The sequence below is a fragment of the Paenibacillus alba genome (genome assembly GCF_013204855.1).
Lineage (GTDB): Bacteria > Bacillota > Bacilli > Paenibacillales > NBRC-103111 > Paenibacillus_E > Paenibacillus_E alba.
In genome coordinates, this window is record NZ_JABMKZ010000004.1 from 44,952 (window position 1) to 67,202 (window position 22,251).

Sequence of the window (22,251 nt, forward strand, 5' to 3'; positions counted from 1 at the left end):
TCTCCCCACTCCAGTCAACTTTTTCTGAATTTCGTAGGCGTTATCCCACATTGTTTCTTAAATACTTTATTGAAATAATAATAGTCAAAATAACCTACTTTGGTTGCTACTTCTTCAATGGACAACTCTGTATTTTTCAATAGCTCACAAGCTTTTTTAATTCTCAAATCGGTTACATAGCCCGAAAAGGTTTTGCCCAAAACTTTTTTGAACAGTTGGCAGCAGTACACTTGGTTGATCAGAAATTTGACAGATAAATCTTTCAGATATAACTCGTCCTGATAATGATTGTCGATGTATTTCACCATCTGGGTAAAATAAGCGTTCTTATCGCTTTCATGCATGGACTGGCTGTTTAGTTGCTTTAAGTAGTTAAAAATGTCATGTAAAAAGCTGCATAAGGACTCAAAGTTTTCAAATCGCTCTTTCAGTTCAGAGTAATTGAGGAAATCAAGCTCCATGTCCTTCAACTCTTCGTAATAGGTGCCAACCAAGCTGCTAACGACTTGATTCCATAAATAAACGACTTCTCCCATACCTAAATGATGAAAGGAGAAGAAAACCTTCATTTTCTGAATGATGTCATCCATGTCTTCAAACTTTTTCTCTTTCATACTAGAAGCAATGCCATCTATAAACGGATTAACCAAGCTAAGTTTTGGCTCATATTCAAATATCCCTTTTTCTTCATTCAAAAATGTTTGTGAAGCTGCAAGATCGGATTCCTTGATTAGCTTGGCCATTTGATCGTAATTCGTAGAAATGGAGCTAATTCCTATTGATTTTATATTCGAGCCGGTGAATATTGCAGCATCCAATTGAATATCCAACTCTGATCTCTTATCACTCTTGAGAATGTACAGTGTCTTTCTTGAGCCAAATTCAACTTCTAAGGTATGCTCGATATCGCCAAACTTAATGGCTTGACCACCCTTTTTCTCACTATCGGAATACACGATAACGACACGCAAATACTCGTCCGGTGTACGATCAAAAAATGGCGTCAAACGTTTTAAATCACTTTTATCAGATGCGGTAAGCGCCTCTAAAATAAGGTTATTTCGAAGACTTCGCTTCTTGGAGAAATGCAAGGCCAGCTTTTCAATTAAGGGATCTGCCAAATCAATATCTAAGGGCTTGAGACAATAATCCAGCGCGCCATATCTTATCGCCTCTTGCGCATAAGCAAATTCAGCGAAACCGCTTACAACAACGTAATCAACATCCAATCCCATCTCTTTCGTCATCCTCATAAGGTCAAGGCCGGAAATCTCAGGCATTCTAATATCTGTAAAGACTAAATCAGGAGATTCCTCGGATATGAACTTAATTGCCTTATGGGCACTTGTAAATTGACCTATGATTTCGAACCCATATTGCTGCCAGTTAAAGGCATTCCGTATTCCTTTTATCGCCCAAGGTTCATCATCAACAATAATTACACGATACATAAGTACCTCCATGATCGTTGGTCATTGCAAAAATTTTATGTTCCCACGCATATAAACAATATCATCAAAGGAAAAAACCTAGGCTGGAGCCTAGGTGTAAAGCTTAACTTGCATCAGTTTGGTACTAGTTTAATATAATCAAGCAACAAATGGTAGGCTGAGCTTGAACCATTTTTACCTGCAACATTAAACTTGAAAGATTTATTGCCTGCCGAGCTGAAGGTTATATTGGCCACATTCAGTTCCGTATAGTTTAATCCAGTTGCATATAGATCCTGAATCGAACCGTGATTTACATCGTTTACCGACAGCTGGAACTGCCCCCTGTTGGGTCCCTTTTTCACACCGACCCTTACACTATAGCTGCGTGCCTCAGGCACATTCACCGTGTATGTCACATAGTCATTGGCTCCATTGGCTTCCAGCGTAGTTCCATATCCACCGCTCAGATTAAGGTCTCGCCCGGTTCCATTTCCGAACATGGTGTGTTTGACGCCCGAAGTTGCGCTAATACTTAAATTTTCTGTTTCATATTGACTGCTTTGTACAGAAATATTATCAAATTTTGCAGCTGAATCATAGGTCCTAACTCCTATACTACCCCCAATATAGGTTGAATCCGTCACACTTATCTTAGGTATAGTCATATCATCAACATAAACCTTAATGGATTCATCTTGTGCAACAATTTTAACATGATACTGTGCATTAGCCGTTAAGCTCATAGAAGCAGTGGCGAGCGATGTCCAGTTGTTGTTTGCCTTCCCAATCAGCACCCTTTGATTGGGAACATCGAGTCCAGCATAGTAGCCTTGGTAAGCATCACTACCTGTTCCTGGATTTGATACCCTAAATACCAAACCCGCATTGCCGGTTGAACCTGGTGTCACATCAGCTTCATAAATCATATTTGAGAAATTGGTGTCCAGAAGAGCCTTGGCACCTGGATTTGATGCTACATGATACTGACCGCCTGATACTGTCCATGTCCCGCCATATTTTGTCCACCCTGTATCATTACCGTCATCAAAGTTGTCTTCCACTGCCATTTCGACTGGTATAATCGTATTATCTGCATTAAACTCGAATTTATCAAATGCCAGTACGCGTTGTGGACTATTCAGATAACGCTTATGGTAAAAAATGTACCAATCATTGGTTGTAGGTGATTTAACAATACCATTATGACCAGGTCCATCTGCTGTTGTAGTATCCGTATGCAGCATAATACCTTTTGGTACAAATGGTCCTGTTACAGAGCTGGAAGTTGCATACATGACCTTATAAGATGAATCTGCCCATACACCGGCAGCATAAGTCAAATAGTATATCCCGTTCCTCTTGAACACTTTAGGCGCTTCAAAATAATCATTATCGCCCGTTTTAGTGGGAGTAACTTTTTTATAGACGGTTCCGTCAGACCATGTTCCCAGAGACTTCATGTCAGCGTTAAGCTTTACAACATTACACTCGCCCCAGCTGCCATAATACATATAAGCCTGGCCGTCATCATCAAAAAATACATCTTGGTCCATTGGACCTGCGCCATTTCTTACAACATTGATAAGTGGTGCGCCAATCGCATCGGTATATGGACCTTGTGGATTATCAGCAACTGCAACACCTATTCCGCCTAATTGTCCATCGCCATTGATTGCGTTAGCAGCAAAATAGATGTAGTATTTCCCATCGCGATAAGCCCCGTTTGGTGCCCACAAGGAATCTTTTAACCATGATATATTGGCAGAACTTATGACATTTGAGTATTTTGTCCAGTTGACCATATCTGTTGAAGAAAAAATGTCCATAGATTTTGCGCCAGTGCCAGACTCACCAACTTGAGTCGCCCGAGTCGGATACACCCAATATGTCCCATTGTAATTCTGTACATCGGGATCTGCATAATAGCCATCCACAAATTGTGGACCAGAGTGAATCGGAGCCGCATAAGCCAGTCCTGGTAAAGATACAAACAAGCAAATGACAATTGAAATGCATAACAATACCAAATTAGATTGTTTGATTTTTCCCATGAGACAACCTCCGTAAATGTTCTTCCAATTACTTCTTATTTGCTTGCATTGCCTTGTAGATTTTCACATTTTCATCCGTAACAGCCTGCCCGCCTGCTGCCAGGTATTCTGCAACCAACTTCTCATACAAAGCATCAAATTCTGAAGGCTTACAGACAATCAGTTTATCCGTCATTAGTTTGTTCATATCCCCAAGTGTTTTGCCAAACTTAATATTGGACTCATTTGGCGTATCAAAGAAGAAACTGGTGTACGTATCCGTCGTATTGATTTTGTATGATTTTTCTGCAACATCTTCAAGTCCAGGAGCCGATGCAGCTAAAGCCTTAATATTTTTCTGAGGGTCGCCAAGCTCCACACCATTTACAACCAGTGTATAATCAAGATTTAGATAACTCGGTTGCATATTGTCCCCTGTTTGATTAATAACCTGCGGAATCCCATTCACCATCTTGTGGTTAATTCCTTCTTGACCATATTGGAGGAAAAATAAATTTTTCGGGTCGGACATCCAATTTAAGTATTTAATAGCCAGCTCTGCATTTTTACTAGTCTTCGGAATAATGACATTGACGCCATTTTCGTTATAGGCGATTTTCTTATATTTGCCTTCGTAATTTTGAAAAATGTCAATGGGTACATAGTTTGCGGTAGGCACATTTGCTTTTAATGGCTGACTGATATTTTGTCTTAACGGATAATCCCAGTTTGCACTGAAAAATCCGATTTTTCCGTTTGTTAGATCAGCATCCGCTTGCTTGGCTGTTTTGTCTAAAGCAAAATCAGGGCTAATTAATTTTTCATTGTAGAGCTTGTTCAGAAACTTCAGCGCATCCTTGTTTCCAGGTCTTAACCAGCTGAACGGAGCTGTAACAAATTCTTCCTCCGACTGTTTCCCCCAGAAAGATTCACCTAAATTTCCGTAGTTATAATTAAAACCAGTTGCGGCTAATCCCCACGGAATAACGCCACTCACGCCTCCCGGATTTTTATCTCGGAATGCAACTAAAGCATTATATAATTCATCCCTCGTAGTAGGAACAGGCATCCCTAATGTATCGAGCCAATCCTTTCTGATAAACATACCAATCCAGGCCAGTGAAGTTCTTTTAGCGGGAATTGCCATCTGTTTTCCATCAAACAGTCCATAAGAAAGAACGGTCTTACCCAAATAATTCGTTAATTCTTTGCCATGCTTAGCCAATAAATCATTCAATTGAACAATACCATTCACTTTAGCGTATCTGGATACGGTTGGGCTGTCATAAGTAAATGAGATATCGGGTGCCTCACCTGCTGCCATCAATACATTGAGCTTGTCAATTTCTTGAGATCTAGGTACCGTAATAAATTTCACAATCGCATTGTTCTGTTTACCAAAATTATCATTGATATACCTAGTCCACGTATTATTGTTCAGATCTGGCTGTCCCTGTACGCCTCTGTCAAATACTTCAACCGTTAGTGTAACCGGAGGACCTGAAGGTGTAGCAGCAGTTGAAGCTGCTGGTGATGCTGATTGGCTTACTTTATTACTGTCGCTTCCACATCCTGCCAAAACACTTATTAATAGTGTCGAAACCGGTAGTAAAGCCACCATTTTTTTAATTTTCATTTTTATGACCTCTCCTTTATCGTTTTTAACCAGAAATCCGACTTTTCCGCAGTGCGCATACAATCGAGAACATTCCTATCCATCCTACCTAATTGGTTCAAAAACCACCACCCTTCAATCTGCCCTATTATCCCTTAATTGCCCCCGTCATGACGCCATCCACAAAATATTTTTGAAGTTTCGGGTAAACAACTAAGATTGGAACGGTTGCAAACATAACACTTGCTGCTTTCAATGACTCAGGAACAATATAAGCCCCAATACTGCCTTCGCCTTGCTGAGCATCTAGCTGTTGGTTCGCAGTGATGATTTGGTACAGCTTTAATTGCATCGGATACAGATTCTTATTTGTGATATAAAAAAGCGCATCCTGAAAACCGTTCCATCTGTCCACCGCGTAAAAGAGGCTTAACGTTGCTATAGAAGGCAAAGATAACGGAAGAACAATTCGTACGAGGATCCCAAGTTCATTACAACCGTCAATTGAGGCCGATTCTTCCAAGCTTTCTGGAAGTGATGCAAAAAAGGTTTTTAGAATGATTAAATTGAAAACACTCATAGCGCCTGGCAAAATTAAGCTCCACATCGAATTCATCAAATCCAGATTTTTGACAAGCATATAGCTAGGTATTAAACCTCCACTAAAATACATGGTGAATACCAGAACTGTTAAAATAAAGCTTCTTCCCTTTAACCTTTGCTTGGTAAGTGGATATGCTGCACAAATAGTTAAAAACATACAAACTAGTGTATAGACAATGGTCAGCACAATCGTGTACCCAAGTGTATAAATCATTTCAACATCGCTTAGAATCGTTTTGTATGTTTCCAGGGTGAAGCCTACCGGCCAAAGTGTGACCTTCTGAGAAATAATTGCCTCATTCGAGCTAAAAGAAAGCGATATCATATACAAAAATGGAATTAAACAAGTAATTGATACAGCTGTTATGAATAAAACAATACTTATATCCGTGAAATTGACTCTTTTTTTTCTACTCAACAAACTCACTCCTTACCAGATTCCCTGCTCACCAATTCTTTTGGCAATGTAATTGGCTGCCACCAAAAAGATTAACCCTACAACCGATTGAAACAGTCCAACAGCTGTTGCCTGCGAAAAATCGCCAGATCCAATTCCAATCCGATACACATATGTACTGATGACATCTGAGTACTCACTTACCAGTGAATTCCCCATCACGAATGGCCGATCAAACCCGATTGAGAGCATCCTGCCGATTTGTAAAATAAGCAAAATAATAATCGTAGGCTTAATCCCAGGCAAAGTAATGTGCCATATTTTACGAAGCCTGCTGCATCCATCGATATCTGCCGCCTCATATAATTCCTTATTAATACCAATGATGGAAGCCAAATAGATAATGGTACCCCATCCAACGCTTTGCCATATCCCAATAGCTATATACATGATCAACCAATTTGTTTTTTGAGAAAGAAACTCAATTTTGCCAATCCCGATGCTAGATAAGACCGTATTCGCCATCCCACCTGATGAAAATAGCAGATATACCATACCGCCAATAATGATCCAGGATAAGAAGTGCGGTAAATATAGAATGGTTTGGGTCACTTTTTTAAATCGGACATACCGGATTTCACTCAACAATATAGCCAAGATGATGGGTGCAGGGAACCCCGCTACCAAATCCAGAAGGTTCAACACAAGCGTATTGGTAAGCGCACGGTAAAAACTATTTTGTTCGAAAATGAATTTGAAGACATCAAGCCCAACCCACTCACTGCCGCTAATTCCCTCAAAAATGTTATAATCCTGAAAGGCCATCAATACGCCATAAATGGGTGCATATCGAAATATGAGGATATATGCCATTGGCAATAGTAAGAGTAGATATAAGAGTGAATCTCTTTTTAAGCTGTGTAGCATACTGTTCTTTTTCTTTATTTTGATATTCTCTCTATAGTTTTCTAAAACCGCTTTCATTTGTATCGTCCCTCTCCTACTATTTTTAACAAAATAACCTCCTACGAAATAATTTGAGCAAAAATCTTATAATGAGATCTCATGTAAAGGATTATACGCTCATGAATTTTTATTAAAATGTAATTTTATAAATTATTTTTGTAATAAATTTATATTTAAAACTTAGGAAATCCTTATTCGTTACTTGAACGCTTCATCAAACGCGCTTTCCATTTACTGGGCCTCCGCAGATACGGCAAAAATTTTCGACTAAATTCAAAAAAAACACCGCCCATTTCTGGCGATGTTTTCAAAATACCACTCGGCTGTCGAATCCACACATCAAGGTCGCTTCTCAGGGATCGGGCACTGAAGTCTTGTCTTCGACGATGACTCTTAGAATCTAGATAATCGGCAACATTCCAATTCATTCATCTTCACGCCGTCTATAATCTCATTTGCAGCCAAGCGGCTAACAATAGGAGCAAGCGTAATGGCTGCATGCATAACTGAAAGATATAGACCTTCTATCTGTTCATGAAATCCAACAATAGGGTAACCGTCTTCTGGCATAGGTCTCATTCCTACCTGAATACTTTCCAACTCCAAATTCTCACCTCCAATTAATTGGTGGCGAAGGGCTTCAAATGCTCTTTTTCCGATTGTTTCTGGGCCGTTTTCTTCAGACTCATCTATATAATCTTCCGCAGCTAGTATAATATCATTTGTTAGTTGTCTTGCTTCAAATTTTGAATTAGAAATTAAAGTATGAATTAACTTTTCTTTTGATTTCATGCGAATTATGATTGAAGGCGAAGGAGCAACAGGAACATCGAAGCCTAATGGTTTACAGAGCTCAGGTAAATCTGCACCAGTAGCTAATACAATAATATCTGATTCTATAAAACCAATTGAGGTGTAAACACCAACAACCTTAGAACTCTCTTTTTTGATTTGCGTAACTTTTGTATTGTAAAGTATATTCGCTCCATATTCTTCTGCTTTTTTTAACAAAAGCTTTGTTGTTAATGCAGGATCTACTGCGCCTTCTCCATAAGCAAAGCTAGCCTCTTCTGGATATTCCTTTAAATTAGGTTCTAATTCTATGATTTGTTTCCGATTCAGTTTTTGTATATGAGATTTCTCCACATTTTCAGGAACTCCCCATGTCAGTGCTCCGTTCCAATTTATCTTTAAATCAGGCAGATCTTTTTCTAATGCATGATATTCGGCTAATGTTGCATCGTATAGATGTCGAAATTTTTTTGAAACTCGACCTGAAGGATGAATCCAAGCGAAAGATTTTTCAGTAACTTCACATGCTGCTGTTGAATTGCACTCGATCACAGTAACATCCTGATTCCGCTTTGATAAGTTATATGCCATTGATGCACCAACAATCCCTGCACCAATCACTACTATTTTTTGTTTCCTGATCATGCACGCCTCCTCTTGTCAACCAGTGCTTACTAACTACCTTCCGCAGAGTTCGTGATATCAACTCTGACTTCCACTCCCGTTCCCATATGCTATCATTTAACATGAATGACCTGAGTTCACTATTTAAATACTGTAACATATTGCTCTAATCTATCAGCAAGAAAAAATGCTTATAACTAATCATTACTATCCAATTTCTCAACCTCTCCCTGACCTGCAAGGAAAAAACGTGGTAATAGAGGTATTGATTGTAAGAAGTATATATACGATAATTAAACTGTAAGATCCTTTTTTAGGAGTGGATGTCATGCTAAATCATCAAATTTAGATAAATCCATAACTGCATTTCATACGTTGTTTTCGGTTTATAACGGATTGTCACATTTCCATTCATTAACTAATATTCCGAAATTATCTAAATACTTAGCGAGTTGTTTCTCAAGATTTTTGATTCCGACAATGTCTACTTCATGAACAGAGTTAAATAGTTCGTCATCGGAAACATCCCAATCATTATCTATATATTTTGAAGGTACCTCATATTTTCTCAAATAAAATCTAGCCGAGTTAGGCTCTATCTTATTTAAGTATTTCTGTTTATTTATAACTTGTACTTTTACGAAAGCACGATTCAATTCAGAGCCAGCCTCAACTTCACAAGCTAGGCCATTCCCCGTCAATAAATTATTAATTTGACGTGTATCAAAGACCTGCACTCTCCTCACTTCCTCCGATTCTAATTTTTTCACCTTTTGATTCCCCCCACCTTACAGTCTTATTGTTTCACATCTACATCCATGCACATAGGAATGAGGATGCTGAATTTAGTACCTATCCCCTGTTTGCTCTGAACACGAATCGTTCCACCCAAAGCTTCAATAATTCGGTAACTGACCATAAGTCCGAGCCCCGTTCCTTTTGACTTCGTCGAATAAAATGGATACCCTAATCGCAGAAGCTGCTCCTCATTCATTCCGATTCCAGTGTCCATAATTTCAATAACGGCATGGTTATTTTGAGCAAAGGCATGAATCGTTATTTCTCCGTTTTTCTCTATCGCTTCGGCCGCATTTTTAATTAAATTGATCATGACCTGAGTTAACTTTTTCGAATCTGCATACACATACAAATCGTCCAACTGGCTATCCACAATATGCCCTTTTGACGTAATATAAGGTTCGGTAATGCTTATTACGTTGCTCAAATGAGCTTTAACATCAATTTTTTCTACCTTTTCAGCTTGAGGCTTGGCATACATGAGGTATTCGGAAATAATGGCTTCCGCCCGATCGATCTCTTCTAGCGCTAGAATAGAGTACTTAAGATCCGTTTCATTTTGCGTCCGGGACTTTAATAATTGAAGAAAACCTTTGGATACAGTAATCGGATTTCGAATTTCATGAGCGATAGTTGCGGCAAGTTCACCTAATACGCTAAGTTTTTCAGACCGGTATATCTCATCCCGCATATGTATGTTGTCTCGCATCGTTTCAATGAAAAAGAAAGTGATCCAAGAACAAATCATAAGAAGAACACAGTAATAAGCAAAGAAAACCTCATGGTGAACCATATCTTTATGCAAATGAATGGCGCTCCATATGGAGACAGACAATGCTGACAATAGTGAAAACAACACGCCCATTACAATATTTTGTTTTCCTGTTATTTTTTTTCGGAGCTTCAGAAATATAAGGACAATAATGAATATAGGAATATAAGATAAGGCGGTTACTACAAACCCACTACCCCCGAGATAGAACCGATAAAGGAGCAAAATAATGGTCACGAGCACCCCTGAACGATAACCCCCGTAGATAAGTGCTACAAGAAAAGGAACTATCCTTAAATCATAAATATATCCTGGGAAAACCGTAAAAGGAAAAGACATGCAACATACTACAGATATACTGGAAAACGCACCGATAATTAATTTGAAATGCTTATTCTTATATAATCCAAAAGCAAAGTATGAAAGGGCACCTACCAAAATAAATAGAAAGTTTAAGAGTATGTAATCTAACATAAGCCCTCCCATACATAGTTATTCAATCTTGATTATGCATGAAAAAGGTCACTTAGCAAATAGCCAAGTGACTTTTTCGTGATTGTTGAAATTTTAATCTTGCTTTTTTGGGGATTACTAGAAAAATTAAAGAAAGATGGAACGGTTTGGATGTGGGGACTTGATCACTTCAACAAATTAGTCGACAAACCGCAGCAAGTTGAATTTAGAAGTTATTAGAAAACAGACCAATTTCCAGAACCATCAATGGCCTGAAAATTGGTCTAGCTGTGTTTTAAACCTTGAATCTATTCTTCGTTATTTGCCATCCATTGAAAATGAAAACTTCCCTCTTTATCAACTCGCTCGAACGTATGCGCTCCAAAATAATCTCTTTGTGCTTGTAGCAAATTAGCCGGCAATCGCTCTGTACGATAGCTGTCGTAATAAGCTAAAGCGGAAGCGAATCCAGGAACCGGTATCCCTCTCGTTACGGCAATCGCAACTACTTTTCTCCAAGCATCCTGATAGTTTGCAACAATTTTACCAAAATATTCGTCTAACAACAGGTTTTTCAGAGCTGGGTTCCGATCGTAAGCGTCTTTAATATTTTGTAGAAATCTTGCACGGATAATACAGCCTCCTCGGAAAATCATCGCAATGCTGCCATAGTTTAAATTCCAATTGTATTCATCGGAAGCAGCTCTCATTTGCGCAAAGCCTTGCGCATAGGAAGCAATTTTACTGGCGTACAAAGCTTTGCGAACGGCTTCGATGAATTCCTTAGGTTCTCCGTCAAAGCTTGATACCACTGGACCACTCAGTCGCTTGCTAGCGGCTACACGTTCTTCTTTCATAGCTGAGATAAAACGCGCGAACACGGATTCAGTAATAATGGATAAAGGAACGCCCAAATCCAATGCACTTTGACTTGTCCATTTTCCGGTTCCTTTTTGTCCCGCCGAATCGAGAATGACATCCACCATTGGTTTGCCTGTATCCGGATCTGTCTTCGAGAAAATGTCAGCCGTGATTTCGATCAAATAACTATCCAACTCACCATTGTTCCATTCGGTGAAAATCTCATGCAGTTCACCAGTATTTAAATGGAGTACATCTTTCAGTAAATGATACGCTTCGCCAATGAGCTGCATATCACCGTATTCGATGCCGTTGTGTACCATTTTGACATAATGGCCTGCGCCATCTTCTCCAATATAGGTCGAACAAGGATCGCCGTTTACTTTGGCCGAAATGGCAGTTAAGATTGGCTCGACCCGTTCATACGCGTCTTTTTGCCCTCCAGGCATAATTGCAGGGCCATTAAGGGCTCCCTCTTCTCCCCCCGAAACACCAGCGCCGATAAAGCGGAATCCTTGGGCTTGCAGGTCTTTATTTCTTCTTTGTGTATCAGGGAAAAAGGCATTTCCACCATCGATGAGAATATCCCCTTGACTGAGGTAAGGCACAAGCTGATCAATGGTATCGTCTGTCGGTTTTCCCGCTTTTACCATGATTAATATTTTACGAGGCGTCTCAAGTGATTGGACAAATTCTTCAACACTATATGTTCCGATAAGGTTCTTTCCTTGCGCTTCCGCCACTAGTTCATTTGTTTTCTCTGGTGAACGATTATATAAAGCCACCGAGAACCCTTTGCTTTCAATATTCAAGGCTAAGTTTTTACCCATGACGGCCAAGCCGACTACGCCAATTTGCTGTTTTTTCATTTTACTGCCTCCCTGTCATCGATACCCGGCTGATATTTCGCCGTACGTATATGTGATCTTAATACCATTCAGCTTTTTACTGCTTTTTTCCAATCAGCTGCGAACTTCTCAAGCCCTTGATCCGTCAACGGATGTTTGGAAATTTGTTCAATGATGCTGAAAGGGACCGTTGCGATATGTGCTCCAGCCATGGCTACGCGTGTCACATGATCAGGATGACGCACAGACGCGGCGATGATTTGAGCATCTAAGTTGTGGATTCGGAATAGCTCCGCGATTTTGACGACTAATTGTACGCCGTCTTCCGATATGTCATCGAGACGACCTAAGAACGGAGAAACATAGGTAGCGCCTGCTCGAGCAGCCAATAAGGCCTGATTTACGGTAAAGATCAAAGTCACGTTCGTTTTGATACCTTTATCGGCTAAATAACGGCAAGCTTCTAAACCATCCAAAGTCATTGGCAATTTAATCGTAATGTTTTTATCGTAATTGTTAATCTTGATAAGCTCTTCCGCTTGGGCAATCATTTCCTCAGCCGTTATGGCATCCGGCGTAACTTCAGCAGAAACGGATTCGACTTTAGGCACTAATTTTAGAATTTCTTCGATTCGATCCTCGAATTTCACGCCTTCTTTGGCCACCAAGGATGGATTCGTCGTTACGCCAGACAGAACACCCACTTTGTATGCTTTTTTGATATCCGCTACATTTGCGCTGTCGATGAAAAGTTTCATTTTTAATTACCTCCATAAATTTAGTTTAATTAATGACAATCCAGATTGTTTTTTACGAAATTCCGAGTAGATTCTTCGATAGCCGAACGACATTCTCTACGGAGAATCCGAAATATGCCATAACTTCAGGGCCTGACCCCGAGGCACCAAAAGTGTTGATAGCGATCACTTGTCCTTGCGGACCTACATAACGTTCCCAACCCATTGAAATACCCGCTTCAATAGATACTCGTTTGGTAACGGAAGCAGGAAGAACGGTTTCCTTGTACGAGGCTGGCTGGCGCTCAAAAAGTTCCATACTAGGCATGGCTACGACTCTGACAGAAACATGATCCTTCTCTAACTCGTGTTTCGCATTCACAGCCAGGGAAACTTCCGAACCAGTTCCGATGATAATGAGATCCGGATGAGCATCGGTTTCCGTTAAGATATATGCGCCCTTTGTTACCTCCTCTAAATTTGCTTTCGTCGCACTGTAAACGGGGAGGTTTTGTCTACTTAGCACAAGAGCTACCGGCCCATTTTTGTTCTGCAGAGCATAAGCCCAAGCGCTCGCCGTCTCGTTGGCGTCGCCCGGCCTAATAACGGTTAGGCCGGGAATCGTCCTTAGTGCAGCCAAGTGCTCGACAGGCTCATGTGTCGGGCCGTCTTCGCCGACCGCAATCGAATCATGCGTGAATACATAAATAACCGGCAGTTTCTGCAAGGCAGCCAAGCGAATGGATGGTCGCAGATAATCGCTAAAGACGAAGAAGGTACTTACAAAAGGAATAACGCCTCCGTGCAAGGCCATGCCGTTGCCAGCTGCACCCATCGCATGCTCACGTACGCCGAAATACACATTTCGTCCTTCATAGGATTCGACGCCGAAAGTTTTTTCTCCAATGATATCTGTCATTGTCGAATGCGATAAATCGGCGCTTCCTCCGAATAAAGAAGGCACGCGTTTCATGAAATGATTGATCGCGTTCCCACTGGCTACACGAGTGGAAATGGCTTTCGAATCATCGAATGTCAGAATATCGGTATTTTCGATCAGAACCTTCCCATTTATGGCATTTTCAAGTTCAAGGCCAAGCTCTGGATATATCGTTTTATAGGAAACTAACAGTTGATTCCATTCTGTTTCCTTGGCTTGTCCGAGACGTTTCAAATTCTCAAAGTGAGCTTGTACTTCCTCAGGTACGGTGAATTCATCATGCGTCCAACCATAGAATTCCTTAGTCGCTTTAGCTTCTTCCAACCCAAGTGGGTTACCATGAGCTTTATTCGTTCCTGCAACCTTGGGACTTCCATAACCAATAACCGTCCTTATTTCGATTAAGGTAGGACGTGTGGTATCTTGCTTTGCTAAATCGATCGCTTTCGTGATTTCAACAATGTCATTGCCATCTTCAACTCTCAAGTATTGCCAATTGGCAGACTCTGCTCGCAACTTTGCATGATCTGAATAGGATACGTTCAACGCTCCGTCTAAGGAAATATCATTGGAATCATACAAAACGATTAATTTATCCAACTTCATATGTCCAGCCATCGACATTGCCTCGTACGAGATGCCTTCCATCAGGCAGCCGTCTCCAACAAGTGCATACGTATAATGATCAACGACCGGGAATGTTTCTTTGTTAAATTTCGCAGCCAAATGAGCTTCAGCCATTGCCATCCCTACAGCCATCGCAATTCCTTGTCCTAAAGGACCCGTCGTTGCGTCAACGCCATCTGTATGTCCATATTCCGGGTGGCCTGGCGTTTTACTTTCAAGTTTGCGAAATTGTTTAAGATCATCCATCGACACCTTATATCCCGATAAATGCAGCAAACTATAAAGAAGCGCAGAACCGTGTCCCGCGGACAAAACGAATCGATCCCGATTAAACCATTTGGCGTGGAATGGATTATGCTTCAAATGTTTGGCCCATAATGCGTAGGCCATGGGGGCAGCCCCCATCGGCAGTCCAGGATGTCCCGAATTCGCCCTATTAATAGCATCAATGGATAAAGTACGAATCGTATTCACGGATTTTTGATCAAGTGTTGTATTCATAAGTATGGATATCTCCTTTGGTTGAATCGTTATTCGATACATTTTTGAAATCGAACCACCAATGAAAGCCGTCTCTCGCAAGCAATTCATCGGCTTCATGAGGTCCGTACGATCCTGCTGGGTAGATATGAAGCGGTATAAGATTATCTTGATAAGCGTATAAGATAGGTTGTACCCATTCCCACGACAATTCCACTTCATCCCAATGGGCGAAATAGGTTTTATCACCAAGTAACGCATCATGGATGAGAGTTTCATAGGCGTCTTTAACACTTTCTTTCATGAAGCTTAGTTGGCTTCGAACGGGCATTTCGACATCTGAACGCTCCTTATCCGATTGGCTTCTTTGAAAGAAAATGCCTTCGTTGGGACCAATCTCTACGATCAACAGATCCTTTAGAGGACCCTTAGATTTATACTCGATAACGATTCTGGTAACTTTCTCTTTCAGCCGCTTACCCGTACGAATGTAGATGGGAGTGTCCTTCCAGAACGGATCATCGACTCGTAGTTTGGCTGCAATGAAAGTATCATTTTGAGAGTCGACGGCGATTCCCAGTTCATCTGTATAGCCGACAACTTGCTCCCCTTTGATCTCCCCTGCACCATATTGTCCACGAACCACATGTTGCGTAATATCCATTTTATTTAATGACATTAACGACTTCATGATCTTTCTTTTAAGCTTCCCAACCTCATCTACCGAACTTCGATTCGGCAGCTCGATCGTTAACATCATTAACAATTGGAGCATATGATTCTGGAACATATCGCGGATGGCGCCTGCATGATCGTAGTAGCCGGCCCGTTCTTCTACGCCCAATGTTTCGTTTGCAGAAATTTGTATATTAGTAATACTTCGTGTCCTTAGATCAGCTTGCTCCCAAAGAGCAGAGTGTAGAAGTTGTCCCATTCGCTGAACCATAGGTTTGCCTAAGTAATGATCAATTCGATAAATTTCAGGTTCATCAAATGCTTGGTTCAGCGTATGATTCAATTGTCTTGCCGATTCCAAGTCGTGGCCAAAAGGCTTCTCGATCACCAGACGCTTCCAGCCATCTACTGAACCAAGCCCGCTTTCATGAATATTTGTTGCAATTGTTTCAAAGAATTCAGGTCCAACAGACAAATAAAACATGCGATTCGGCGTTATGTTAAGCTCTTCCTCCCGCTCTTCAACCAGCCGCAGCAGCTTCGTGTAATCTTCTTTGCGATCAACATCAAGAACATGATAACGGAATGCTCGCAAGAATTTTTTTACTACATCAGCATCTTTCACTTCACTTCGGGAAAAAGTAATAAGGGATTGCTCTACATTTGACTGAAATGTTTCATGAGATAGTTCTCTTCTTCCAAGACCAATCAAGGAAAAGGATGAAGGTAGTTTCTGATCGACGAACAATTGAAATAAGGCTGGGTAAATCTTTCTTTTGGCTAAATCACCTGTAGCTCCAAACAAAACAAAAGTTGCTGGCTCCAATTTACTCACTCCTTTACTGGTTTCTTTGTAGCAGCTCTACTATAATGGTTCATATGTCCATTAAATCAATCTAGGAGCTAGCACCCATTTTATGAACAATAATTACGAATTGTATAAAGTCTTCTATTGGGCTGCAAAGACTGGTAGCTTAACACAGGCTGCTAAAGTCTTGTACCTCACCCAACCGAGCGTTAGCCACGCCATTAAACAGCTGGAAGACAGCTTTGGGATGACATTGTTTTACCGTAATTCCAAAGGTGTAATGCTTACTCAAGAAGGTGAAGTTCTATATTCCTACATAGAGAAGTCCCAAATCTTAATATCACTAGCTGAAAAGCAAATGGCCGCGCTTAAAAATCTAGACAGTGGCGAACTTCGGATCGGCGGAAGCGATTCATTGTTTAAGCATTACATTCTACAATACTTGGAAGACTTTCATAAGCAGTATCCCAGCATCCGACTTCATCTTAATCATGGAACAACACCAGAAATCATTGCTCTTTTAAAAGAAGGGGAAATTGATTTAGGTGTCGTTCGTATGCCGATTGCAGATCCCCAACTCGAAGTAAGGGAAAGTTTCCAACTCCAGGATTGCTTTGTTGCGGGAAGTCTGTATTCCGAGCTTCAAAATGTGGTTCTAACCCTTGATATGTTACTTCAATATCCGCTCATCCTATTCTCACGAAATAGTCGGGCACGAATGGCCATTACAGAATTATTTCAAAGTTATGGTCATCAACTCAAACCCGAAATCGAGGTTGGAAGTGTGGATCTTCTCATTGAGTTAGCGCGTAAAGGACTCGGAATTTCTTATGTGACCAGAGAATTCGTGTCAAAAGAACTGGAAGAAGGTACGCTCTTCGAGATTCAATTAGACGTGCCGATACCACCATCACATGTAGGGATTATGATTATGCGCAACATGCCGATTTCCAACGCAGTCAACAAATTTATTGAAATGGTTCAATAAACGGAATCTCACATCACGCAGATATTCCTGACAACCAACCAACTGCATTGTGAATATCTTCAAAATCATGATAGCTTAATTCAGTTGTATTTTTTCCGATAGCTTGCCTCATATCGACTTTAGTAATCGTATTCTCTGAACTAACAGTAGCTGTGTATTGAATTCCCGCATTTAGGAGTTTTGGCAGCCACTCTACGGACAACCAATTAGCGTCTTCTGTCAAAACTATGCTATGACTTTTATCAATCAAGACTTTTCTTGCCTTTTTTATAACTGCAAGTTCAATTAGTTTATTAAGAGGCACGCGAAACTCATCTTCCTGTGCTAAAGAATTCCAACGAATCACAGCGGCTTCAATCACATCATCCCAAAAAATATGAGCTTTATCTGAAAAATAAAAGTGCATCATATTTACTCTCTCCTCTCACATAGATAAACGGATATGGAAACTGCTATAGATGATTGAAGGCTTACCATTCCGTAAAAAATGCTTTCTTTTCGTAATTCCACTATAGTACGAATCTAATGTATACAAGTAATTAATATATTTCACAATAGCCATAGACCGGGTGAATGGGATAATGTTCTGGTTACCACTTGTTGGCTGAGAATCACTGCTTCCACCTTTGACCGATTGAGCATAACTAATAAGTGTTGATGTTGAAAAAACAAAAATCGTACACCTTAGGTGTACGATTTTTGTTAGGTTAATTTGTTATTACATTCTCACCCTACCGTTTAACGTAATGAAACTGTTTAATGTGTCGGCAGGTCTGTATTGTTTTAAGAATGATTTACTAGCCATTCTTAAGTTATAGAAATTCAGCTATTTCTTATTTTTCACTAATGATATATTGTCAAATCCCAGATCGTATCTGCTAGATGCGGCATTTTTACCTGCCACCGTAAAACGGAACGTATGATTGCCTGCCGCACTAAATGTCACTGTACCCAAGCTGCGCCCTGCATAACCCGATGCGGCCGCATATTGATCTATTGGAGAACCTAGATTTGTACCATTAACGGATAATTGATAAATCCCTTTATTGGCAGCTACGCGACTACCCACGTACACCGTATACGTTCCCGGTTGAAGTACATTGAGGGTATAGTCAACATAGTCACCAATTGCATTCGATGTTAGATTATTAAACGTTACTCCGGCAGCCGTATCGGTATAATTCGACTGCGAATCCCCAGTAGATACGGAAACAGGAACCGATTCAAATTCATAATCGTTTTTAACTAGCTTAATAGAATCATACGCTAAGGCATAACTGCTAGATGCTGCATTCTTACCTGTTACTGTAAAACGGAATGCTTGGCTGCCAGTCGTGCCAAACGTTACTGTACCAATTTTACTCTCTGTAAACCCGGCAGTCGTTGCGTACTGATCTACTGTCGAGCCCAAATTCGTACCATTAACGGATAGTTGATACATTCCTTTACTTGGGGCAACGCGATTGCGTGCATACACCGTATAGGTTCCCGGTTGAGGTACATTGACCGTATATTCAACAAAATCCCCGATGCCGTTCGATGCTAAGCCATTAAACGAAGCACCTGTTATGGAATCCTTATAATTCGCTTGCGTATCCCCAGTAGATACAGTTGTTGGTAAGATCTCAGCCTCGTGTACGAATTCTTTTTCTGGCGGTGTTAAGACATCGCTAAAGCTGACGTCATCGACAAACAACCATTGTGTTGAATCCGCATTCGATGTAAAGGCAACAGTGGCTTGGCCATTGGTGACCTGAACGTTATCTAACGTAACCTGCGTCCATATAGACGCTGCGGGGATATCGACATATTGCTCTGTTCCTCCATCATTCGACACGCTCATTCTAGCCTGTGCTTGGCCACCGGAGCTCTTCACCCAAGCGCTTAACTGATAAGTCCCATTGGCGATTCCGTTTAGATTCTGCTTAGTCGTCACCTGATAACTGCTCGAACTCGCATGCTTCAAAGATCGTACACCACTATGCGCATCCTGTGTCGTCATAAAGCTGGCCGTCTTGTCGCCTGTCTCAATCCAACTTGGCGTATCTTGATCCGTATAACCTCTCGTCGTATCTTTTGGCGTATACTCCATTGCTGCATTACCAATCATATTGGCCCCGGAATAATTCTTCGTATAATAACGAAAATAGTCGAATTGCGTATCCCCAGGGAGCTTACTGTCATCCGCAACAATATCGCCAACCAAGGCCGTCAACCAGAAATTAGCTGGAGAAAACGGCTGCGGCGTCGTTGCCAGATCAATCATGTGAACAAGCGTACCGTCTACATAAAATTTGATAGCCGTTGGACTCCAATCATATCCATACACATGCCAGCTATCAGGTGTTTGAACGTTAAAGCCTTTGCGCGGCCCCGCGAACCCTGGAATATGAGTGACAGTACCAATATTTAAAGTAGGATCTGCCGAATTGGCTTCAAATCCGTCGATCTCGGTGACTTGATTGTAATATGGCAAATTGCCTGCGGCAATTTCTGCAGACAATGCCGTAATGTTGTTGCTGGTTAAATGGTTACTTAGTCCCATACTCCAAAAAGCCGGATGCAGACCTGTTGTGGCATTGAAGAGTTTGGCTTTCGTCTCGTAATAACCGTAACCAAACACTTTTTTCGTGACGATGCCGCCGCCCGTGTAGTACCACTGGCTGTTAATCTGCTCCTTCTTCATATCAATGTGCAGCACCCCTTCTGATTCCCTCACATTTTCTTTCTTGTTATAGCCCTTACTATACGGACCGGCATCGCGATACATCCAGTCATTTTCGTTGATAGCGTTTTCAGTAAATTCATCGGCATAATATAACGTATAGCCGCCGTTCGGGTTCGGAACATCCGCAGAAGCCGGAGTCGGTGACAATGCAGGAACTGCCGCAGTGGCCAATAGCAAGGCAGGAAGCATCATTCGTTTCGGTTTAAACCATTTAGGCAATAATTTCATTATATATTCCTCCTTGTCAAAATTGAATGGCAATACCTTTCGCGTGGATCTCACACCTCTCTACCTTCAGCGGCTGTTTTATCACCCTACTAATGATTTAATGTACTCATATTTTGTAAGGGTTTACATTTAGAATAACCTTTTTTTTGAAACAACGAGTTTCATTTCTTCGAAGAATAGTTCGTAATTTCAGGAGATTGTCGCCTCCGAGATCTTTAGTAATTTCAGCGAGTCGTCCATCCCAATGGATGCAAACTGTTCCAGGAGCATTAACACTACAGAAGTATTCCTAGAACTATAATACCTGTTACCTCAATGAACAAAGCAGGCTGCCGTGGCGCCTGCTTTGTTTGTCTATCTTTATGAAACTATAGTTCCTCGTTAGAGTTTAACAAGAAATAATTGCTTTACTCACTTACATAGATTTCGATTCTTTCTTTCCCTCTCCCAATGTTATTACGCTTCAACTTAATTTCTCCAACTTCGCCTGTATTCTTCAAGTGAGTTCCACCGCAGGGAACCTTTGAAAATCCTTCAATTTCCCAATATCTTCTTCCATTTCCTTCGTCACTGAAGGCACTAATGATGTCGAGGTTTGCCTCAATGATCTCACGGGATTCTTTCTCGATCAAAGGGAATGATTTTGAAATATTCTCGTGCCATACAAAATCTATTCGGGCTTTATCTTGAGCGATATGAGCGCCTGTTTTCTCGATACCTTTCAAATGTTTATAAGCTAATTCTAATACAACCTCCGCTGCAAAGTGTAGTCTCATAAGTCTGTAACGACGATCCCAATCTACGCTCATCGTCACTTGATCACCAACGTTTAAGTCATGCCCTTCTTCTATTGTATAAATGATTTCATGACCATCTTTTTTTGCTTGATGTACGGAATACCCACCAATCAATCCTGTATCACTTTCTTGTCCTCCAGAGAAAGCATAAAAGATGGTTCGTTCCACTGTAATGTCATTGCCATTTACACTGGCTATGCGAGTATCTAGTTCTGTTGCATATGGGTTTGTCCAAAATACTTTTTCAACCATATCAGCACTTCCTTATCACATCATGAATTACATATCCGTTTTACTATTCTGGATAATGCATAACAACTTGTAGGGTGACATCCTCATCTGTGTCATTCATATATTTGTGTGTAACGTTTCCTTCAAACTGTATAGCACCTCCTGTAGGCAAGGTGTACTCGTCATCCCTAACTCTGATTTTAAATTCCCCTTTAACAACAGTAATGTACTCTTGGACACCCTCGTTGTGGGGTGTGGAAACATAATTTCCTTTAGGTTTTAATACAATTGTGAAAATTTCAATTTGAGTTTGCGGATTGAATGGAAATAATAAATAGACTAGACAGTTCCCGTTATCCTCCGTTATATCTGGTACTTCTTTGGGATTAACGATGGCTATTGTAGATTCGTCGTATTTAATTAGGGCTGAAAAAGAAATATGAAGTCCCGTAGCAATTTTCCAAACGGTGGTTACTGTTGGCTGTGTGTCCCCTCGCTCGATTTGATGCAGCATACCTTTGCTAACCCCAGTTAAATCTGCCACTTTATCTAAACTTAACTGTCTTTGCTTTCTCACACGTTGCAAGTTGTGCCCTATCCTGATGTGAATAGCATCCAAGAAATGACCCCCTTCCGTTTAGTATATTATACAAAAATAACAATATACAAAACAAGTCGAATAGGACTGTAGTTACGCTAAAGCGATCCCACTAATTCTCATTTTGTAAGATAGAAATTGTGCCATAGTCTCAGCTATCCTAAAATGTTATACTTCAATAATCTACTATGATTCTCTGAATTTTTAGCAGCCAAAGGGGGG

17 protein-coding genes and 1 pseudogene are annotated in these 22,251 nt (G+C 40.7%); 1 reads left to right on the forward strand and 17 read right to left on the reverse strand.

Annotated features, from left to right (window positions below):
- Positions 1-14: 14 nt before the first annotated feature.
- The 13 genes and pseudogenes from HQN90_RS07210 to zwf all read right to left on the reverse strand — a co-directional run bounded on the left by HQN90_RS07210 (position 15) and on the right by zwf (position 16,477).
- Positions 15-1,451: a response regulator gene (locus HQN90_RS07210; RefSeq protein WP_173217121.1), complete on the reverse strand. Its 1,437-nt coding sequence runs from the start codon at positions 1,449-1,451 to the stop codon at positions 15-17.
- 113 nt (positions 1,452-1,564) lie between these two features.
- Positions 1,565-3,484, reverse strand: a complete 1,920-nt coding sequence (locus tag HQN90_RS07215) for a family 43 glycosylhydrolase (RefSeq protein WP_173217122.1) — start codon at positions 3,482-3,484, stop codon at positions 1,565-1,567.
- Positions 3,485-3,512: 28 nt separating this feature from the next.
- Positions 3,513-5,099, reverse strand: a complete 1,587-nt coding sequence (locus HQN90_RS07220) for an extracellular solute-binding protein (protein WP_173217123.1) — start codon at positions 5,097-5,099, stop codon at positions 3,513-3,515.
- A 127-nt stretch (positions 5,100-5,226) separates the two neighbouring features.
- The gene (locus HQN90_RS07225) at positions 5,227-6,099 is read right to left on the reverse strand and encodes a carbohydrate ABC transporter permease (RefSeq protein WP_411830189.1); all 873 of its coding nucleotides are present in this window, start codon (positions 6,097-6,099) and stop codon (positions 5,227-5,229) included.
- A 12-nt stretch (positions 6,100-6,111) separates the two neighbouring features.
- On the reverse strand, positions 6,112-7,062 hold the full coding sequence (locus HQN90_RS07230) for an ABC transporter permease (RefSeq protein WP_173217125.1): 951 nt from the start codon (positions 7,060-7,062) through the stop codon (positions 6,112-6,114).
- A 375-nt stretch (positions 7,063-7,437) separates the two neighbouring features.
- On the reverse strand, positions 7,438-8,481 hold the full coding sequence (locus HQN90_RS07235; RefSeq protein WP_173217126.1) for an NAD(P)/FAD-dependent oxidoreductase: 1,044 nt from the start codon (positions 8,479-8,481) through the stop codon (positions 7,438-7,440).
- Between the two features lie 365 nt (positions 8,482-8,846).
- Complete coding sequence (locus HQN90_RS07240) at positions 8,847-9,230, reverse strand: hypothetical protein (RefSeq protein ID WP_173217127.1); 384 nt, start codon at positions 9,228-9,230, stop codon at positions 8,847-8,849.
- Positions 9,231-9,256: 26 nt separating this feature from the next.
- Positions 9,257-10,063, reverse strand: coding sequence for an ATP-binding protein (locus HQN90_RS38575; protein WP_246362130.1), 807 nt, complete (start codon positions 10,061-10,063; stop codon positions 9,257-9,259).
- A gap of 21 nt (positions 10,064-10,084) precedes the next feature.
- A pseudogene (locus tag HQN90_RS39865) lies at positions 10,085-10,516 on the reverse strand (LytS/YhcK type 5TM receptor domain-containing protein); the annotation flags it as partial.
- A gap of 275 nt (positions 10,517-10,791) precedes the next feature.
- The gene (gene gndA / locus HQN90_RS07250; RefSeq protein WP_173217129.1) at positions 10,792-12,213 is read right to left on the reverse strand and encodes an NADP-dependent phosphogluconate dehydrogenase; all 1,422 of its coding nucleotides are present in this window, start codon (positions 12,211-12,213) and stop codon (positions 10,792-10,794) included.
- Between the two features lie 68 nt (positions 12,214-12,281).
- Positions 12,282-12,950: a fructose-6-phosphate aldolase gene (gene fsa / locus HQN90_RS07255; protein ID WP_173217130.1), complete on the reverse strand. Its 669-nt coding sequence runs from the start codon at positions 12,948-12,950 to the stop codon at positions 12,282-12,284.
- A gap of 52 nt (positions 12,951-13,002) precedes the next feature.
- A complete protein-coding gene (gene tkt, locus HQN90_RS07260) occupies positions 13,003-14,997 on the reverse strand; it encodes a transketolase (protein WP_246362131.1) in 1,995 nt (664 codons plus the stop codon).
- The gene (gene zwf / locus HQN90_RS07265) at positions 14,981-16,477 is read right to left on the reverse strand and encodes a glucose-6-phosphate dehydrogenase (RefSeq protein ID WP_173217131.1); all 1,497 of its coding nucleotides are present in this window, start codon (positions 16,475-16,477) and stop codon (positions 14,981-14,983) included. The genes tkt and zwf overlap by 17 nt, the downstream gene beginning before the upstream one ends.
- Positions 16,478-16,568: 91 nt before the next feature.
- Here zwf and HQN90_RS07270 point away from each other — a divergent pair, with 91 nt between their 5' ends.
- Complete coding sequence (locus HQN90_RS07270; protein ID WP_173217132.1) at positions 16,569-17,447, forward strand: LysR family transcriptional regulator; 879 nt, start codon at positions 16,569-16,571, stop codon at positions 17,445-17,447.
- A gap of 13 nt (positions 17,448-17,460) precedes the next feature.
- Here HQN90_RS07270 and HQN90_RS07275 read toward each other — a convergent pair whose 3' ends face one another.
- From HQN90_RS07275 to HQN90_RS07290, 4 genes are all read right to left on the reverse strand, one after another.
- Entirely contained in the window at positions 17,461-17,856 is a 396-nt protein-coding gene (locus HQN90_RS07275) for a hypothetical protein (RefSeq protein ID WP_173217133.1), read from the reverse strand.
- A gap of 417 nt (positions 17,857-18,273) precedes the next feature.
- Positions 18,274-20,403, reverse strand: coding sequence for a glycoside hydrolase family 16 protein (locus HQN90_RS07280; RefSeq protein ID WP_173217134.1), 2,130 nt, complete (start codon positions 20,401-20,403; stop codon positions 18,274-18,276).
- A gap of 407 nt (positions 20,404-20,810) precedes the next feature.
- Positions 20,811-21,452 carry an alanine--tRNA ligase-related protein gene (locus HQN90_RS07285; protein WP_173217135.1) on the reverse strand — a complete coding sequence of 214 codons (642 nt, stop codon included), beginning with the start codon at positions 21,450-21,452 and terminating at the stop codon, positions 20,811-20,813.
- A 43-nt stretch (positions 21,453-21,495) separates the two neighbouring features.
- Positions 21,496-22,050, reverse strand: a complete 555-nt coding sequence (locus HQN90_RS07290; protein WP_246362132.1) for a helix-turn-helix domain-containing protein — start codon at positions 22,048-22,050, stop codon at positions 21,496-21,498.
- Positions 22,051-22,251: the final 201 nt, after the last annotated feature.

Bases quoted from the DNA above. Each gene is read 5' to 3' on its own strand.
- HQN90_RS07210 (WP_173217121.1), bottom strand. From the start codon at position 1,451: ATGTATCGTGTAATTATTGTTGATGATGAACCTTGGGCGATAAAAGGA.
- HQN90_RS07215 (WP_173217122.1), bottom strand. From the start codon at position 3,484: ATGGGAAAAATCAAACAATCTAATTTGGTATTGTTATGCATTTCAATT.
- HQN90_RS07220 (WP_173217123.1), bottom strand. From the start codon at position 5,099: ATGAAAATTAAAAAAATGGTGGCTTTACTACCGGTTTCGACACTATTA.
- HQN90_RS07230 (WP_173217125.1), bottom strand. From the start codon at position 7,062: ATGAAAGCGGTTTTAGAAAACTATAGAGAGAATATCAAAATAAAGAAA.
- HQN90_RS07235 (WP_173217126.1), bottom strand. From the start codon at position 8,481: ATGATCAGGAAACAAAAAATAGTAGTGATTGGTGCAGGGATTGTTGGT.
- gndA (WP_173217129.1), bottom strand. From the start codon at position 12,213: ATGAAAAAACAGCAAATTGGCGTAGTCGGCTTGGCCGTCATGGGTAAA.
- fsa (WP_173217130.1), bottom strand. From the start codon at position 12,950: ATGAAACTTTTCATCGACAGCGCAAATGTAGCGGATATCAAAAAAGCA.
- tkt (WP_246362131.1), bottom strand. From the start codon at position 14,997: ATGAATACAACACTTGATCAAAAATCCGTGAATACGATTCGTACTTTA.
- HQN90_RS07270 (WP_173217132.1), top strand. From the start codon at position 16,569: ATGAACAATAATTACGAATTGTATAAAGTCTTCTATTGGGCTGCAAAG.
- HQN90_RS07275 (WP_173217133.1), bottom strand. From the start codon at position 17,856: ATGATGCACTTTTATTTTTCAGATAAAGCTCATATTTTTTGGGATGAT.
- HQN90_RS07280 (WP_173217134.1), bottom strand. From the start codon at position 20,403: ATGAAATTATTGCCTAAATGGTTTAAACCGAAACGAATGATGCTTCCT.
- HQN90_RS07285 (WP_173217135.1), bottom strand. From the start codon at position 21,452: ATGGTTGAAAAAGTATTTTGGACAAACCCATATGCAACAGAACTAGAT.